General features: G+C 62.7%; 15 protein-coding genes. 6 read left to right on the plus strand and 9 right to left on the minus strand.

Features of this window, described 5'->3' with window-relative positions; all coding sequences use genetic code 11:
- Nucleotides 1-5: 5 nt before the first annotated feature.
- Entirely contained in the window at nucleotides 6-407 is a 402-nt protein-coding gene (locus tag HB393_RS13300) for a MerC family mercury resistance protein (protein ID WP_213805651.1), read from the plus strand.
- A gap of 33 nt (nucleotides 408-440) precedes the next feature.
- Here the strand turns inward: HB393_RS13300 and HB393_RS13305 are convergent, their stop codons facing one another.
- From HB393_RS13305 to HB393_RS13335, 7 genes are all read right to left on the minus strand, one after another.
- Complete coding sequence (locus HB393_RS13305) at nucleotides 441-1,337, minus strand: VOC family protein (RefSeq protein WP_213805652.1); 897 nt, start codon at nucleotides 1,335-1,337, stop codon at nucleotides 441-443.
- Between the two features lie 88 nt (nucleotides 1,338-1,425).
- Nucleotides 1,426-2,121, minus strand: coding sequence for a pirin family protein (locus HB393_RS13310; RefSeq protein ID WP_213805653.1), 696 nt, complete (start codon nucleotides 2,119-2,121; stop codon nucleotides 1,426-1,428).
- A gap of 70 nt (nucleotides 2,122-2,191) precedes the next feature.
- Nucleotides 2,192-2,689: a Rid family hydrolase gene (locus HB393_RS13315; protein ID WP_213805654.1), complete on the minus strand. Its 498-nt coding sequence runs from the start codon at nucleotides 2,687-2,689 to the stop codon at nucleotides 2,192-2,194.
- Nucleotides 2,690-2,709: 20 nt separating this feature from the next.
- Nucleotides 2,710-3,207, minus strand: coding sequence for a DinB family protein (locus HB393_RS13320; protein WP_213805655.1), 498 nt, complete (start codon nucleotides 3,205-3,207; stop codon nucleotides 2,710-2,712).
- Nucleotides 3,208-3,326: 119 nt separating this feature from the next.
- A complete protein-coding gene (purD, locus tag HB393_RS13325; RefSeq protein WP_213805712.1) occupies nucleotides 3,327-4,625 on the minus strand; it encodes a phosphoribosylamine--glycine ligase in 1,299 nt (432 codons plus the stop codon).
- Nucleotides 4,625-4,825, minus strand: a complete 201-nt coding sequence (locus HB393_RS13330; protein WP_213805656.1) for a hypothetical protein — start codon at nucleotides 4,823-4,825, stop codon at nucleotides 4,625-4,627. Before HB393_RS13330 ends, purD begins: the two co-directional genes overlap by 1 nt.
- Before the next feature lie 113 nt (nucleotides 4,826-4,938).
- Entirely contained in the window at nucleotides 4,939-5,634 is a 696-nt protein-coding gene (locus HB393_RS13335; protein ID WP_213805657.1) for a metal-dependent transcriptional regulator, read from the minus strand.
- A 181-nt stretch (nucleotides 5,635-5,815) separates the two neighbouring features.
- Here HB393_RS13335 and HB393_RS13340 point away from each other — a divergent pair, with 181 nt between their 5' ends.
- Entirely contained in the window at nucleotides 5,816-7,243 is a 1,428-nt protein-coding gene (locus HB393_RS13340; protein WP_255551070.1) for an Nramp family divalent metal transporter, read from the plus strand.
- On the opposite strand, the gene HB393_RS13345 is transcribed toward HB393_RS13340, so the two are convergent.
- The gene (locus HB393_RS13345) at nucleotides 7,244-7,816 is read right to left on the minus strand and encodes a hypothetical protein (RefSeq protein WP_213805658.1); all 573 of its coding nucleotides are present in this window, start codon (nucleotides 7,814-7,816) and stop codon (nucleotides 7,244-7,246) included.
- Nucleotides 7,817-8,041: 225 nt separating this feature from the next.
- Between HB393_RS13345 and HB393_RS13350 the strand changes: the two genes are divergently transcribed.
- The 3 genes from HB393_RS13350 (at nucleotide 8,042) to HB393_RS13360 (ending at nucleotide 11,576) form a co-directional block, all read left to right on the plus strand.
- Nucleotides 8,042-9,397 carry a Gfo/Idh/MocA family oxidoreductase gene (locus HB393_RS13350; protein ID WP_213805659.1) on the plus strand — a complete coding sequence of 452 codons (1,356 nt, stop codon included), beginning with the start codon at nucleotides 8,042-8,044 and terminating at the stop codon, nucleotides 9,395-9,397.
- 186 nt (nucleotides 9,398-9,583) lie between these two features.
- Nucleotides 9,584-10,654, plus strand: coding sequence for a PmoA family protein (locus tag HB393_RS13355; protein ID WP_213805660.1), 1,071 nt, complete (start codon nucleotides 9,584-9,586; stop codon nucleotides 10,652-10,654).
- 349 nt (nucleotides 10,655-11,003) lie between these two features.
- Entirely contained in the window at nucleotides 11,004-11,576 is a 573-nt protein-coding gene (locus tag HB393_RS13360; protein ID WP_213805661.1) for a hypothetical protein, read from the plus strand.
- A 332-nt stretch (nucleotides 11,577-11,908) separates the two neighbouring features.
- Here the strand turns inward: HB393_RS13360 and HB393_RS13365 are convergent, their stop codons facing one another.
- On the minus strand, nucleotides 11,909-13,393 hold the full coding sequence (locus HB393_RS13365; RefSeq protein WP_255551071.1) for a YXWGXW repeat-containing protein: 1,485 nt from the start codon (nucleotides 13,391-13,393) through the stop codon (nucleotides 11,909-11,911).
- A gap of 357 nt (nucleotides 13,394-13,750) precedes the next feature.
- Between HB393_RS13365 and HB393_RS13370 the strand changes: the two genes are divergently transcribed.
- Nucleotides 13,751-16,648 carry an aconitate hydratase gene (locus tag HB393_RS13370; RefSeq protein WP_213805662.1) on the plus strand — a complete coding sequence of 966 codons (2,898 nt, stop codon included), beginning with the start codon at nucleotides 13,751-13,753 and terminating at the stop codon, nucleotides 16,646-16,648.
- The last annotated feature ends 26 nt before the right edge of the window (nucleotides 16,649-16,674 follow it).

The raw sequence follows: 16,674 nt of genomic DNA on the forward strand, positions 1-16,674 counted from the left end.
TCGCCGTGTCCCGCACCACCCGAGTCCTCTCCGCCGACAACCTCGGCATCGTCACCTCCGCCGTCTGTGTCGTTCACTGCATCCTGACGCCGGTGCTGATCTCGCTCTCCGCGGTCGTCGCGCACTTTCTCCCCGCCGAAGAGAGCACCCACCGCGTCCTGGCCTGCGTCATCACCCTGCTGGGAGCCATCGCCCTCGTCCACGGCTTCCGCAAACACGGACGCCGCCGCATCCTCGTTCTCATGGCGTTTGGCCTGGCCTTCATCCTCACCGGAGCCTGCTTCGGCGACCGCCTGCCCTCGCACCTCGCCGAGGTGCTGGTCACCCTCACCGGCAGCGCCCTCATGATCACTGCGCACCGCATGAACCACACCTTCTGCCACAACTGCCACCATTGCACCCACTGATCGCCGCTTCAGCGGATGCCATCCTCTAGGCCCCTACTTATCCTCAATCTCACTCGGGGATTTCCCCGTAAACTGAGAGCAGCACGGCTTACCCGCCGGCTCAAACTCCATGTACTCGATCCGCGTCAGGTCCGGGTCGTACATGTTCAACTGCATCTTGCCGTCCCTGCCTAGCTGCGTCTTCGTGCAGTTCGGACCCACGCAATGATTCCGCGCCAGCGCCGCAATCGCGTCGTCCATATGCGCAATGCCCAGTGAGAAGTGGTCCATCACGCCCCTTGCCTTCGGCGTGGGGTCCGGTGGGCTGTTGAGCATGTACTCCAGCCAGTCCCTTCCATCCGGAACCTGCAGGCTCACCCAGTCCGGCTTGTCGTCTGTCCTTCCGCCGAACCAGTACGGCGTGAATCCCAGTATCTCGCGGTAGAAGCGGTCCTCCACCGCGCGGTCATGCACGATAAATCCGGCGTGGATGATCCGGTGCGACGACGCTCGATCCCAGGCCGCCTTCTGCGCCACCGACATCTTGTGCGTCCCTGTCTGCACGAAGATGATCTTGTGCCCCTCGGGATCGTGTACCGCGAACTCCCCATTCCGCAGCGGCTCGTCGATTGCCACGCCCTTGGCCTTCAGGTAGCGCACCATCCCCGCCGCATCCCGGGTCGTCAGCCCCACTGCCGCCAGTCGTCCCTCCGGTGCGGGAGAGGGCAGTGGCACAACCTCCGCCCACTGTGCATCGCTCACCGCATATCGCTTGGCCGTGCCCACCGTCTCCGGCTCAAGCCCCAGCGTCTGGTAGAACGCATCGGAGGCGCTCATATCCTGCGCATACATCCGCGCAAACGCAATCCCGGTAATGGCCGGACGCTGTTGCGCCACGGCTGGAACACAAATCAGGCAGAGTGCGGCGACGAATCGGAGAGTAGCTTTCATGTTCCAGCCACTCTAGGCGAAGACCTTATTCGCAGTCAAAAAGCTGCGTCAAAATCCCGTCAAAATTCGTCGCTACACTCCGCTTCCCTCAGTCGAGATCGAAGAGCAGCACCTCGCCGCCCTCGTCACTGCTGATCTGCAGCGTCTTCTCTGCTGTGATCGCCACGCCGTCTCCGGCCTTCAGCGCATGACCCTGCACCGTCACGCTTCCACGAGCTACCTGCAGCCAGCCATAACCGCCCTTGAAATCGTGCGTCACCGAGCTACCCTTCTCCACCGTCGCCGCCAGCAACTCAGCGTCCGAGTAGATCTTGAACGACCCCTCCCGAGCGTCCTTGCTCGCCAGCAGATGCAGCTTGTTCGGCTCGTCCTGCACCTTGAACCGCTGCTGCTCATACTTCGGCTGTATGCCCAGCGCATTCGGAACCAGCCAGATCTGCAACAGGTGCAGCGTCTCCGTCTCGCTGGGGTTCATCTCGGAGTGCCGCACCCCACTGCCTGCGGACATATGCTGCAACTCGCCCGGCGTCAGCGTCTCGCTCGCTCCGGTCGTGTCCTCGTGCTTTACCGCGCCTTCCAGCACATAGGTCAGGATCTCCATGTCCCGGTGCGGATGCTTTCCAAAGCCCTGCGCTGGAGCAACATAGTCCTCATTGATGACCCGCAACGCACGAAATCCCATCTGCGCCGGATCGTAATAGTCCGCAAAACTGAAGCTGAAGTTCGAATTAAGCCATCCGTGATCTGCGTGGTACCGCTCCGCTGCTCTTCTGATAACCAACATCTGTCGTTTACCTCTGACGATCAGATGTATCCCTTCAAAATAAGATTCATGGGCCAAGCTTCCACTCCAGCTACTTCCGGCTCGGCCGCACCGCAACCACCATGATCTCCACCAGCCCGCCCGGCCAGACCAACCCAGCTACCTGCACCGTCGCCCGCACTGGACGGTTCGGCTGCTCCGGCGTCCCGAAGAACATCGCATAGGCGGCATTCATCCCGTCCACGTCCATCGCGCCGCCCTTCGCCGTGTCGCCCTTCAGGAAGACCTGCATCTGCACGACGTCGCCCAACCCCAGCCCCTGTTCCTTCAGCACCTTCTCGATATTTCGTATCGCGCTGATGGTCTGCGCCTTCGTATCGCCTGAGTAAGTGGGAAGTTTCTTGCTCGTCCCATCCCCAATCACCTCAGGCGTTGCCATCGTGCCGGAGACGTACAACGTATCTCCCGCCCAGATCGCCGAGCTCACCCTTCCCGGCGGTCCTACCCGCTTCACGTCCACGCCACTCTGCGCCCACACCGGTGCCGCCAACCCCAGCACCGCCAGACGAAGCAGCCGCGCGACACCCATGCCAATCCTCTCGAAGGCCGTTAAGCCTTCATCATGTCGACGAATAGATAATCCATCGGCCAGCCAGGCTTGAAGCCATGCTGCCGCACCAGCGTCGACAGTTGCGCGTAGTGCCGGATGCCATGCATCAACGTATGGACAAAGACTGTCTTCCGCGAAGACCTCATCTTGCCCATGGTGATCGTCACAAACTCCATCTGCTGCGTCCAGTCGAAGCTGGTATCGGCCATCAAACCCTGCAGCAGCGTCATCGCCTGCTCATGGGTCGCCAGAAGCTCATCGCCCGTCCCATACGCCACGGCGGAGTACTCTGTCTCCGGCAACCCTGTCAGCCGCTGCGCGTATCGCAGCTCCACCGCGACGACGTGCTGCAACAACTGCCCCGCTGTCGTTGCCTCGCGAATATCGCAAGGCACATCCAACACCGCTGGATTGGCCGTCACAAAGTCCCGCCACCTCCGCGCCGTTATATCGTTCCACTCCATCAACTCCTCGCCCGACAATCCCAACTCACTCACAGTCCCTCCGAAACGTACTCTCAGAATCAGTAACCAAGCGGATGCCCCACCCTTTTTGCAGTCTCATCGCAAATAGGGTGGGGTATCGGGTAGCCCGACCGCCTTCTCTCACATCAGAACTACTCTTTCACAATCTCCAGTGAAGCCTTACCCAAAGCCCGCCAACCAATATCCCGCCGGTACTGCATTCCCTCAAACGAGATCTTCGCCAGCATCGCATACGCCTTTGTCAGCGCGGCTTCCAGCCCCTCCGCCGACATCGCCGTCACGCCCAGCACCCGCCCCCCCGCCGTCACCAGCTCGCCATCCTTCAGCGCCGTGCCCGAGTGAAACACGAACCCATCCGCGCTTGAACCGGCAGCTTCCAGGCCCGTAATCACCTTCCCGCTCGGATACTTCCCGGGATATCCGCCACTCGCCGCGATCACGCAGACACTCGCGCCCTCGCCCAGGATGACGCTCAGCGTCTCCGCCGTTCCGTCCACCGCTGCGTCGAACAGATCGAGCACATCCGTCTCCATCCGCATCATCATGGCCTGCGTCTCCGGATCGCCGAAGCGCGTATTGAACTCCAGCACCATCGGCCCAGCGGGACTCATCATCATTCCGCAGAACAGAATTCCAGCAAACGGAACCCCCTCCGCTCGCATCCCATCCACCACCTTCTGCGCGACCTTCTTGGTCAGCCACTTCCGCATCGCCGGAGTCATCAACGCATCGGTCGAGTAAGCTCCCATCCCACCCGTATTCGGCCCCGTATCGCCCTCACCCACACGCTTGTGATCCTGCGCGGCGGCCATCGCCACGGCATGTTTGCCATCGCACAGCGCAAAGAAGCTCAGCTCCTCGCCTTCGAGAAACTCCTCCAGCACCAGCTCCCCCTGCACCGCCCCCAACAGCGCCCCGGAGAACATCTCCTCAGCCGCCTCTACCGCCTGCGCATGGCTCTCGCAGATCACGACACCCTTTCCCGCCGCCAGCCCGTCTGCCTTCACCACCACCGCCGGACCGAAGCGCTTCAACTCCTCCCGCACCTGCTCCAGCGAGGTACACACCGCATGCGCCGCCGTAGGAATCCCGTGCCGCTGCATGAACTCCTTCGCAAACGCCTTGCTCGACTCCAGCCGCGCCGCAGCCTGCGTCGGCCCAAAGACCCGAAACCCCCGCCGCTGCAGCTCATCCACAATCCCCAGCGACAACGGCACCTCCGGCCCAACCACCGTCAACTCCGGCCGCTCCTTCTCGACGACCGCAATCAACGCCGCCAGATCGGCTCCATCCACGGGCACACACCGCGCCTGCGCCGCGATCCCACCATTCCCCGGAGCGCACACCACCTCCGTCACCCGCGCCGACTTCCGCAAAGCCCAAACCAACGCATGCTCTCGCCCACCACCACCAATCACCAAAACCTTCATCAATCCCTCAACCTCTCCAAGTCATGTGTCGCCGCTTCTAATTTGTCGTTGCTGTCGTTGCTGTCGTTGCTGTCGTTGCTGTCGTTGCTGTCGTTGCTGTCGTTGCTGTCGTTGCTGTCGTTGCTGTCGTTGCTGTCGTTGCTGCTGTTTGTTCTTTCTTGCCCTAAGAAAACATTGTCATCCTGAGCGAAGGCACTCACAGCTTCATCGTGAGTGCCGCAGTCGAAGGACCTGCGGTTGCTTTTGCTGTTGTCTTTGCACTTCTTGCAGTGTCTCGCGCAGTTGCTGTTGCTTGCTCTTCCTTACAAAACCCTCAAGACCCAACCGGCACAATCCGAATATCCCCAGCCATCTCCCGCGATAGATCCAGCGCCTTAGCCGACCGCCCAACACTCACCAAACACCCCTCCGCCGCCGTCCTCCGCTTCACCTTCAACCTCGCCCCGGCCTTGATCCCCTGCGCCTCAAGAGCCTTCAGCGTCTCAGCATCCCGGTCATCGACGCTATCGATCAGGAACGTGCCCCCATCCACCACCTCGGTCAGCACGATCGAAGCCTGCGCTGGCATCTCGCCCTCCATCGTCGGAATGAAGTGCCCATGCGGATCGATCGTCGGATGCCCCAGCTTTGCCGCGATCCGCTCCTCGAAGCGCTCCGAGATGAAGTGCTCCAGCCGCTCCGCCTCGTCGTGCACCTCTTCGATCGGGTAGTCCAAAACCTTGTACAAAAAAGTCTCGATCAAACGATGGTGCCGCACCACCTCCAGAGCCCGTCGTTTCCCCGCGCTGGAAAGCTTCACCCCGCGATGCCGTTCATACTCCACCAGCGGCTCCATCGCCCCCGCGAGCTTCTGCAGCATATTCGTAATCGAGGCAGGCGCCACCCCCAGCCTCTCCGCCAGCGCCGTACTGGTGACCCGGTGTTCGCCCGGTCCTCCCAGCGAAAGAATCGCCTTTAGATAGTTGTCTACCGACTCGCTGTTTCCATTCGTCCTTCGCCGCACCGGCATCCAGTAAATCTCCAATCATCAGTTTGACTCATTTCGACGATTTAGGTATACCTAATAAGTAGGCATGCCTAAGCCGAGAGAGGGAGTTCTGCGGAACGAATGCAGCCCTCCACTCCAACGAATCGGGTAAATTCTCCGAGCTCGGACGAGAGGCAGCCTTCTGGCATCGAACTGGAGCAGCATGGCCGATCCTCACCGAACCCAAAGGTCAGACCCGCTGGAATCCCCCAGTGCGACAAGCGTCCTCGTCGACCCTGTCCTGGCCGCCTCTCCCGCCACCGTCACCGCAGCCACAGACACGGTCGCCCGCCCGAGCCTCTTCGGCTTCCGTCGCAACCAGATGTGGAGCTACTTCGGCCCCGCCTTCGTCGCCTCCGTCGCCTACATCGACCCCGGCAACTTCGCCACCAACATCGAAGGCGGCAGCCGCTTCGGCTACCGGCTCCTCTGGGTGCTCCTCTGGTCGAACGCGATGGCCATCCTCATCCAGTACCTCTCCGCCAAGCTCGGCATCGTAACTGGTCTCACCCTCCCACAGAACTGCCGCAAACACTTCTCCCGTCCCATCACCATCACCCTCTGGGTCGCCGCTGAGGTCGCCGCCATCGCCACCGACCTCGCCGAATTCCTCGGCGCGGCCTTGGGCTTCTTCCTGCTCTTCGGCCCCGCCATGCTGGCCCACGGCTTCACCCGCACCGGCACCATGCTCACAGCGGCTCTGCTCTCCTCCGTCGCCGTCTTCCTGATCCTCGCCCTCGATCTCGCCGGCTACCAGTGGCTTGAGCGCGTCATCATGATCTTCGTCGGAGTCATCGGCCTCTGCTATGGCTTCGAGGTCTTCCTCGTCCACCCCGACTGGCACCTCGCCGCCTTCCACGCCCTCGTCCCCACCCTCGCCACCGGCAGCCCGGAGTCCCTCCACCGCAGCATCTACATCGCCGTCGGCATGCTCGGCGCAACCGTCATGCCGCACGTCATCTACCTGCACTCGGCATTAGTTCAACCGCGCTTGAAAGAGGTCGTCAGCGTTCCCCACGTCAAGGGACAATCCCGCCGCCAGGCCTACCTGAAGTTCGAGCTCATCGACGTCTTCGTCGCCATGAACGGAGCCTGGCTCATCAACTCCGCCATGATCGTCATGGCCGCCGTAGCCTTCGCCCGTAACGGAGCCGTCGTCGCCGATGTCGAAGAAGCCTACCGCACCCTGGGCCCGCTCCTTGGCCCCGCAGCCGCGACTGTCTTCGCCGTGGCCCTTCTCTGCTCCGGCCTCTCCTCCTCCACCGTCGGAGTGATGGCCGGACAGGTCATCATCGAGGGATTCCTCGCCATCAAGTTCCCCATCTTCCTGCGCCGCCTGATCACCATCATCCCCGCGATCATCATCATCGCCATCGGCCTCGACCCGCTGAAGATCCTCATCCTCTCGCAGGTCGTCCTCAGCTTCGCGCTGCCCTTCGCCCTGATCCCCCTGCTGCTCCTCACCAACCGTGCCTCGGTCATGGAGACCTTCGTCAGCGCCCCCCGCACCCGCATCGCCGGCTGGATCTCCGTAGCGATCATCCTCACCCTGAACGCCGTCCTGCTGGAGCAGCTAGCCTTCGGAGGCTAACTACTGCTGCGGAGCATCCTGCTCAGCGGCAGGCTGTGGTTGCGGCTGCGGCAAAGTCTGCACAGGTCCAGGAGCATCCTGAATCCGTGGAGCATCCTCCCCGTTCGCCACCGGAGGCAGACCCGGCCCAGCTCCCGTCTGCGCAGGCCCCGGAGCGTCCTGAATCCGCGGCTCACTCTGCTGCGCCCGCACCACCTTCAGATGCTGTGCGACAGTCTTCTCCTGATCCTGCTGCTGCCGTTGCGAGGCCGCCTCCTGTCGCGCCAGAACCCGCTCATCCTGCTGGCGCTGCGCCTCTTCCTCCTCGGGAGTGTTCGGCTGCTCCACCTGGTTCGCAATCGGAGCGCGCTGTGTCGCAACCACCTTTCGTGCCCGTCGCTTGCGCTTAACCGTCGTAGTGGTCGTAGTCGCCGCAGGAGCACCCGTCCCGCTTTGAACCGTAGTCGTCTGCGGCGAGCCATTCGTAGTTGCCGCTCCCTGCTGCGCTCCCAGGAAGGGAAGTGGCAAAACCGCAAGCGCCAGAATCCCAAGTCCGAAGCCCATCTTGATCCTCTTTAGATTGCGCATCGCCATATACCTCACCCTATTTTGATGCTCTCAACTCGCCGCCGGACCACAGATCGCCCCAACTCCCGACCCCGTCCCGCAACTTCCCTGAATCCAACGCCCAACGGAGGTCCAACCATTTCACAAGACAAAAGCTCCTCAAGTTTGTACACTTTCGCACGCAACCGGTGCAGGCTTTTTCCCGTTGCCAGATGAAACAAATGCAATAGAGCAACTCTAGGGGACATCAAAATGGAACCGCAGGACAAGAACCGCAGGGACTTCCTCAAGCTGGGCGCATCCGCCCTCGCCACCACCGCCGTCACCTGGAACGCCACCAGCTACGCCGCCATCCTTGGAGCCAACGACCGCGTCCGCGTCGGAGTCGTCGGCTGCGGCGACCGCATGAAGCAGGCCCTCCTCCCCTGCTTCGCCCAGCACCAGGAGCACATGAACTTCGAGCTCGTCGCCGTCTCCGACCTCTGGAACCGCCGCCGCGAAGAGGGTGTCGCCTACATCCAGAAGGTCGCCGGCTGTAAGGTCGACGCCGTCCGCAACAACGACGAGCTCTACGCCCGCAAGGACGTCGACGCCGTCCTTATCGCCACCGCCGACTTCCAGCACGCCCAGCACGGCATCGAAGCCGTCAACGCCGGACGCGACGCCTACGTCGAAAAGCCCACCGCGCACACCATGAAGGACGCCCGCAACTTCCTCGCCGCCGTCAAAAAGACCGGCAAGATCGTTCAGGTCGGCACCCAGCGCCGCTCAACCCCCAGCTACCAGAAGGCCTACGACTACATCAAGTCCGGCAAGTTCGGCGATATCGTCATGGTCGAGATGACCTGGAACGTCAACCAGCCCGGCCGCTGGCGCCGCCCCGACGTCGTGCCTCTCCTCAAAGAAGCCGACACCGACTGGACCCGCTACCAGCTTGATCTTCCCAAGGCCCCCTTCGACGCCCGCAAGTACCTTGAGTTCCGCCTCTTCTGGCCCTACTCCTCCGGCATTCCGGACCAGTGGCTCGTCCACCAGATCGATACCGTCCACTGGTTCAGCGGCTACCCGCATCCGCGCTCCGTCGTCGCCAACGGCGGCAACTACCTCTGGCACGACGGCCGCAAAAACTGGGACACCATGACCGCCGTCTTCGATTACGGCCCAGCCGACGACCTCACCAAGGGCTTCCAGGTCCAGTACTCCTCCCGCTTCACCAACTCCGCCGGCGGCGTCAAGGAGCTCTACTACTCCAACGGTGGCATGTTGGATATGGACAAGCAGCGCGTCACCCCGGAGGGCGGCCTCGGAGCGAAATCCGCTGCCGAGATGAAGATGCAACCAAACCAGTTACAAAGCTTCTCCCTCAGCGAGGACGTGCAAAAGGCCGAGACCTCCGCCAACACCGGAGCCGACCCTCAGACCTCCGCCAACGTCCTCAACTGGATGGAGTGCGTCCGCTCCCGCAAGACCCCCAACGCCAGCATCGAAGCTGGCTACAGCCACTCCGTCGCCCTCTGCATGAACATCGCCGCCATCCAAACCGGCCAGAAGGTCACCTTCAACGACAAAACCCAGCAAGTCATGGTCGGAGACAAGGTCTACGCTTAAGTCAAAGCCGTCCGACGCTCCTCAATCAGCGCGCGTCGGACGCCCGCGACCTCCAGGCATCTTGCTTGATCTTCCTGTAGAAACGAGTACGGGCGGTCTCATCATCGTCTTGCTTAAAGGGCACGGCTTTAGCCGTGCCGTAACTGCACTCTTCTCATTCGCGGCTTTAGCCGCTGAGGTACTTGTATGGCGCTGACTCCAAATCTTCCAACACTTCTCGCTCTCTGCTCGCTCGCAATTCCGATGACTGCACACGCAAAAGACAACAAGTCCGGCATCCAGGTCACCCCTCACGAGAGCAGTCAGCGCGTCGACGTCACCATCGACGGCGAACCCTTCACCGCCTACGTCTGGCCCTCCACCCTCAAGAAGCCCACTCTCTACCCCCTCATCGCCCCCGGCGGCGTTGAAATCACCCGTGGCTACCCCCTCGCTCCTCGCGAGGGCGAGCGTACCGACCACCCTCACCATGCCGGCCTATGGTTCAACTACGGCAACGTCGACAACTTCGACTTCTGGAACAACTCCGACGCCATCAAGCCCGAGGATCGCGGCAAGATGGGCACCATCCACCACAAGAAGATCGTCTCCAGCAAGAGCGGCCACGACTCCGCCGAGCTGGTCGTCGACTCCCTCTGGACCAACGGCGCAGGCCAGGACGTCATCACCCAGACCACCCGCTATGTCTTCAGCCGCCACCGCGACCCCACCGGCAAAGAGGTCCGCGCCATCGACGAGATCGTAACCCTCCACGCCCTGCAGACCCTTGTCTTCCACGACGACAAAGAAGGCATGCTCGGCCTCCGCGTGGCCCACTTCCTCGAGTCAGCCGACGAGAAGGGCGGCACCTTCACCGACGCCTCCGGACGCCCCACCGCCGTCCAGGCCTCCAACGTTCCCGGAGCCAACGGCGTCTACCTCACCAGCGAAGGCATCAAGGGCGGAGCCGTCTGGGCCACCCGCGGCCGCTGGTGCCTCCTCACCGGCACCGATGACAAGCAGCGCACCGTCACCGTCTCCATTCTCGATCACCCCAACAACGTCAACTACCCCACCTACTGGCACGCCCGCGGCTACGGCCTCTTCGCAGCCAACCCGCTAGGCCAGCACATCTTCGACCCCAAGGCCGCCCAGTTCGACTACACCCTCAAGGCCAACCAGAGCGTCACCTTCCGCTACCGCATCCTCCTCCAGGCCGGAACCCCCACGCCCGCCGACCTCAACCAGGAAGCCGACACCTTCGCCTCCGCAAAATAACCCAACGAAGCACAATGCCGGGTGCCCCATCTTCGCGACAGTTTTATCGTCGCTAAGGTGGGCATCGGGCAAAGCCGACCGCCTTCCTTACCCAGCCCAGACCTTCCCTGTTATCCCCAACTCCGGCAAAACCGCCCGGGTGCCCCATCCTTCGCGCCGTTGTCTCTAGCGAAGGGTGGGACGTAAACCATTCCCAGGCCATACTGTTGCCTTCTCATCCCATCCAACAGCCGCGAAGACCGGGATCTTCTCTCGCACCGAACCCCTCTCCAGTCCAAACAATTAGCATTCCCCCACCCCACCCCTTACAATCGGGCACGACAGCATCCAACCGCAAAAGGAAACAACCTTGACCAACCCCGCCGACACCCAGCAGTACACAGAACTGACCCAGCACTACGGCACCTTGGCCAATGAAGAGTTGAACGAGCTGGCCCTCACCTACAACGACCTAACCGAGCCCGCCCAGCAAGCCCTCAAGGCCGAGTTCAACCGCCGCGGCCTCTCCCTGCCCACCCCCTCACAAGACCCCGCGCTCAAAAACAACACCGAAGACTCACCCCTTCAAAGCTTCGCCGCCAACCCACCCGAGGAGTGCACCTTCGAGTTCACCGACGTCGAAGAGGCCTACCTCGCCCAGAGCCTCCTCAAATCCGCCGGCATCCCCAGCATCCTCCCCACCTCCGAGCTGGGCGCCATCGACACCCCTCGCCTCATCGTCGGCCCCTCGGACGCCGTCTCCGCCCAGCTCCTCCTCTCCCGCCCCAACGCCCTCGGCACAGTCACCGACGAAGACGCCATCTTCCCCACCGCCACCTGCCCCCAGTGCGGAACCCCCGACCCCCTCCTCGAGTCCGTAGAACCCACCAACCACTGGCTCTGCGAAGCCTGCAACCACCGCTGGCAAGACGCCCCCCTCTAAACCCAACGGCGAATAGACAAGCAACAACCCCAAGTGAGGGGCAATACAACGGGTGCCCCATCCTTTTTGCAGTCTCATCGCAATAGGGTGGGGTATCGGGCAGAGCACGACCGCCTTCCTCTCCCAGCCACAACTCCAGGTTGAACCAAACCCCTCCCAGCCCAAACCCTCCAGGAAACCGGCAATCCCAAATCACTAGAACCAAACAAAAAAGCCCCACCGAAAGGGCAGGGGCTTTTTCCATTTAAACCACAACCAACACAGAATCAATGGCTCATAAGCACTACGCACCCATAAGCCATCGATTCAAACAGACCGCCAAAATAGCGGACCTACCGCCCCCTACCACCGCCCTCATGCCCTCCCTGCGGAGCAGCCGGCCGAGCCTGCTGCATCTGAGGTCTAGCCTGTTGCATCTGCTGTGGCCTTGCCTGCTGTTGTGGTTGAGCCCTCATCTCCTGCTGCTGCGGACGAGCCTGCTGTTGCTGGAACTGAGGTCGAGCCTCAGGCTGAGACTGGGGTCTCGCCTGAGACTGCATAGCAGGCCGCTGGATCTCAGCCTGTGATCTCGCCTGAGGAGTAGCAGCGGAAGGCCCCTGCATAGGCCGAATCCCTCCCTGCCCCTGCTGCTGGAATCGTTGCCCCGCCGGAGCCTGACGAATCCCCGGTTGTACCTGACGGTTCTGTTGTTGCCCCGGCTGGTTCCCCGGACGGCCTTGCTCGCCCTGTCCCTGCCGTCCTTGGTTGTTGTTGAACGTCGTAGGCCGCTGTATCCCGCGGTCCGCCGTAATGGGACGCGGAGAGGAGACTAGCGATGGCCTGCCGTGGTTCTCATTGAAGAACTGCTGCCGGTTCTGTGCCGCCTGCCGCTGCACCTGCAACTGGCTCGACATCGCCGAGATGCGTGGCTGACGCAACGCCGCCAACTCCGCCGGTCGCGGTCTGGCGATGATACCGCCACGTCCGCCATTGAACGAGACACGGTTGACGTTATTGAAGACCTCTCTGTGGTTGTAGACGTTCGAGATCCGCGCTACGTTGATGTGGTTGATCGAACGGTTGTAGAAGAAGTGCGAGCCGTTCCAGTATCCGCCGCGATAGCCGACGCCAAAGTAGCCGAACCCGTAGTTGATTCCGCCATAGAAGCCGACGTACCGGCCCCAATAGCCGTGGTAGAAGCGGTAGCGGCCGCCATAGAAGCCCCAATACGGAGGCGTCCACAAGGCTCCGACGTAAGGCGGAGCGCACCACACGCCCGGCACCCAGTAGTAGCCTGCGGGAGCCCATCCCCAGTACCCCGGGTTCCACAGATAATCGGGCTCTGGAGCTTCAGGCTGGTCGTACTCCGGCAGCGGAGGAGGAGCCTGATCCGTCTCGAGAGCATCGCCATTTGGATATTGCGTAGGGTCGTTGTTGCCTTGGTCGTCCTGCGGATATCCCTGCGAATCCTGCGGAGCGCCACCCATCGAAGGATCGCGCCGCTCGATCGGAGCTCCGCCATACGGACTCGATGACTGCTGGCTGTCGTACGCGCCTTGTTGGCCCTGCTGCGGGTAACCCTGCTGTTGCTGAGGGTAGCCCGGTTGTTGCTGCGGATAGCCTGGCTGTTGCTGCTGAGCATAAGCAGGCTGCTGTTGCTGGGAGTAAGCTGGCTGTTGTTGCGCACCCGCCTGGCCTACCGGAGCCATATTCTGGTCCGCTGGATCCGGGCCTTCATCCTGGCCCTGTCCGGATGCCATCACGCCGTGGTTGCATCCCACTGCTCCGGCTAGCAAGGCGACTGCCAGGCTCAGTCCCAAAAAGTAAGTGCGTCTCATGGTCTTCATTTCGTCCTACCTCGATCTGTACAAACACTTATTACGATGCAGAGTCTCGCTGTTGCGAGAAATGCCTGGTAAAGAACATCAATCGCTAAATCCTACGCCTCGCTGGCAACCCAGTCTGCCTCTCGCCCTTAGCCCCGAAAGCGAGTAGAATCACTCCAGTATGCGAAGCCTCTCTCCAACGAAGCGCTTCCGCCGTGGTCGCCACGACCGTGGCCGCATCCCCTCCTGATCTCCATCTCACTTCAATCTGTTAAGCTGTTCTCCTTCGCCGTGCCGCGAGCCTCGCGCCGCTGCACCGCCTAAACTGGGCCCAACCCTGACGCGGTCCGCCTCTGGAGCATTCGAACCATGAGCACTCAACACCCTGATTCCTTCCACTCCGCCTCCACTCTCACCAGCGGCAACTCAACCGTCCATTACTTCCGCCTCAACGCCCTCGAGTCCGCCGGAGTCAGCCTCACCCGCCTGCCCTTCTCCCTCCGCGTCCTCCTGGAGAACCTCCTCCGCCACGAAGACGGCAGAACCGTCACCGCCGACGACATCCGTTTCCTCGCCTCCTGGGATCCCAAGGCCGAACCCTCCCGCGAGATCGCCTACATGCCTGCCCGCGTCCTCATGCAGGACTTCACCGGCGTCCCGGCCATCGTGGACCTCGCCGCCATGCGCGACGCCATGCGCGTCCTCGGCGGCGATCCCGAGAAGATCAACCCTCTCCAACCCGCCGAGTTGGTCATCGACCACTCCGTCCAGGTAGACGAGTTCGGTACCGTCAACGCCTACGACCTCAACGCTGCCCTGGAGTTCCAGCGCAACCGCGAGCGCTATGCCTTCCTCAAGTGGGGACAAACCGCCTTCAACAACTTCTCCGCCGTTCCTCCCGGCATGGGCATCTGCCATCAGGTCAACCTCGAGTACCTCGCCCGTGTCGTCTTCACCACCACCGCGGACGCTGAAGGCAAGGTCTACGCCTACCCTGACACCCTCGTCGGCACCGACTCCCACACCACCATGGTCAACGGCCTGGGCGTCCTCGGTTGGGGCGTCGGAGGCATCGAAGCCGAGGCCGCCATGCTCGGCCAGCCCGTCTCCATGCTCCTCCCGCAGGTCGTCGGCTACCGCCTCACCGGCAAGCTCAAGGAAGGCACCACCGCCACCGACCTCGTCCTCACCATCACCCAGGCCCTGCGCAAACTCGGCGTCGTCGGCAAGTTCGTCGAGTTCTACGGCCCCGGAATCTCCGAGCTGCCCCTCGCAGATCGCGCCACCATCGCCAACATGGCCCCCGAGTACGGTGCCACCTGCGGCATCTTCCCCGTCGACAAGGAGACCCTCAACTACCTCCGTCTCACCGGCCGCACCGAAGAGCACATTGCCCTCGTCGAGCAGTACTACCGCGAGCAAGGTCTCTTCCACACTCCCGACGCCCCCGAGGCCGAGTACTCCGCGACCCTCTCGCTCGATCTCTCCACCGTCGTCCCCTCGGTCGCCGGTCCCAAGCGCCCCCAGGACCGCGTCCTGCTCACGGACGTCCCTGCCAGCTTCACCCAGCAGCTCCCCGCGCTCCTCGGACCCAACGCCAACAGCGGCGCCGTCCGCCAGATGGTGCGTTGGGAGGGCGAGGGTGGACACGCCAGCCTCTCCGGCGACCTCACCTCCAGCGCAGGCTCCCCGGCTCCCGTCGTCGCAGCGCCCAACGTATCGGTCGTCACCATGCAAGGCGATGGCGGCTCCGTTGCGGTCCTCGAAGCGCCTCCTGTCTCCATCAAGAAGCGTTTCGGCGTCGATCCCGATCCCTACCTCACCCACGGCAGTATCGTCATCGCCGCCATCACCAGTTGCACCAACACCTCAAACCCCTACGTCATGATCGCCGCCGGCCTGCTCGCCAAGAAGGCCGTCGAGAAGGGCCTGCGCACGCCGCCCTGGGTCAAGTCCTCTCTCGCCCCCGGCTCTCGCGTCGTCACCGACTACTACGTCAAGGCCGGCCTCATGAAGTACCTCGACGAGCTCCGCTTCCAGGTCGTCGGCTACGGCTGCACCACCTGCATCGGCAACTCCGGTCCGTTGCCCACCGACGTCAGCAAGTCCATCGAGGACCACGGCCTCGTCGCCGTCTCCGTCCTCTCCGGCAACCGCAACTTCGAGGGCCGCATCTCCCCCGAGGTCCGCGCCAACTACCTCATGAGCCCGCCGCTGGTCGTCGCCTACGCCCTCGCAGGACACATCGGCCACGACTTCGAGAAGGATCCCATTGGCAAGGACAAGGACGGCCATCCGGTCTTCCTCAAGGACATCTGGCCCACCCAGGCAGAGGTCTCCGCCACCGTCGCCAGCTCCATCGACTCTGAGATGTTCCGCCACCAGTACAGCACCGTCTCCGACGGCGACCAGAACTGGCAGCACCTCAAGTTTCCCGAGGGCGACACCTACGGCTGGGAGCCCGGCTCCACCTACATCCGCAAGGCGCCTTACTTCGACGGTATGCCCGCCATTCCAGCACCCGTCGAGGACATCCACGGAGCCCGCATCCTCGCCGTCCTCGGCGACTCCGTCACCACCGACCACATCTCCCCCGCCGGCTCAATCAAGCTCAACGGCCCGGCAGGGAAGTACCTCACCGACCACGGCGTCAAGCCCGCTGACTTTAACAGCTACGGAAGCCGCCGCGGCAACCACGAGGTCATGGTCCGCGGCACCTTCGCCAACGTCCGCCTGCGCAACAAGCTGGCCCCAGGCACGGAAGGCGGCGTAACCCGCCTGCTCCCCGAGGACATCCCAATGTCGATCTACGACGCCTCGGTCGCCTACGCGCAACGCGGCACACCGCTCGCCATCCTGGCCGGCAAGGAGTACGGCTCCGGTTCCAGCCGCGACTGGGCCGCCAAAGGCCCGCGCCTGCTCGGCATCCGCTTCGTCATCGCCGAGAGCTACGAGCGCATCCACCGCTCCAACCTCGTCGGCATGGGCATCCTCCCGCTGCAGTTCCTCTCAGGACAGACGGCAGACTCCCTGCTCCTCACCGGCGAAGAGGTCTTCCGCATCGGTGAAACCCCCGGCGAGCTCAAAGCGATGCTCGACGGAAAGTTCGCCAACGGGAAACTCATCACCGTCTTCGCCGAAGACGACCTCGGCAAGACCAAGGAGTTCTCCGCCACCGTCCGTATCGACACACCGCAGGAGATCCTCTACTACCAGCACGGTGGCATCCTGCAGTACGTCCTCCGTCAGCTCGCCGCAAAATCGTAACCGCATCCATTACAAATAAGAAGCCG

Source organism: Granulicella sp. dw_53, assembly GCF_018449545.1.
In the GTDB taxonomy this organism is placed as follows: Bacteria; Acidobacteriota; Terriglobia; order Terriglobales; family Acidobacteriaceae; genus Edaphobacter.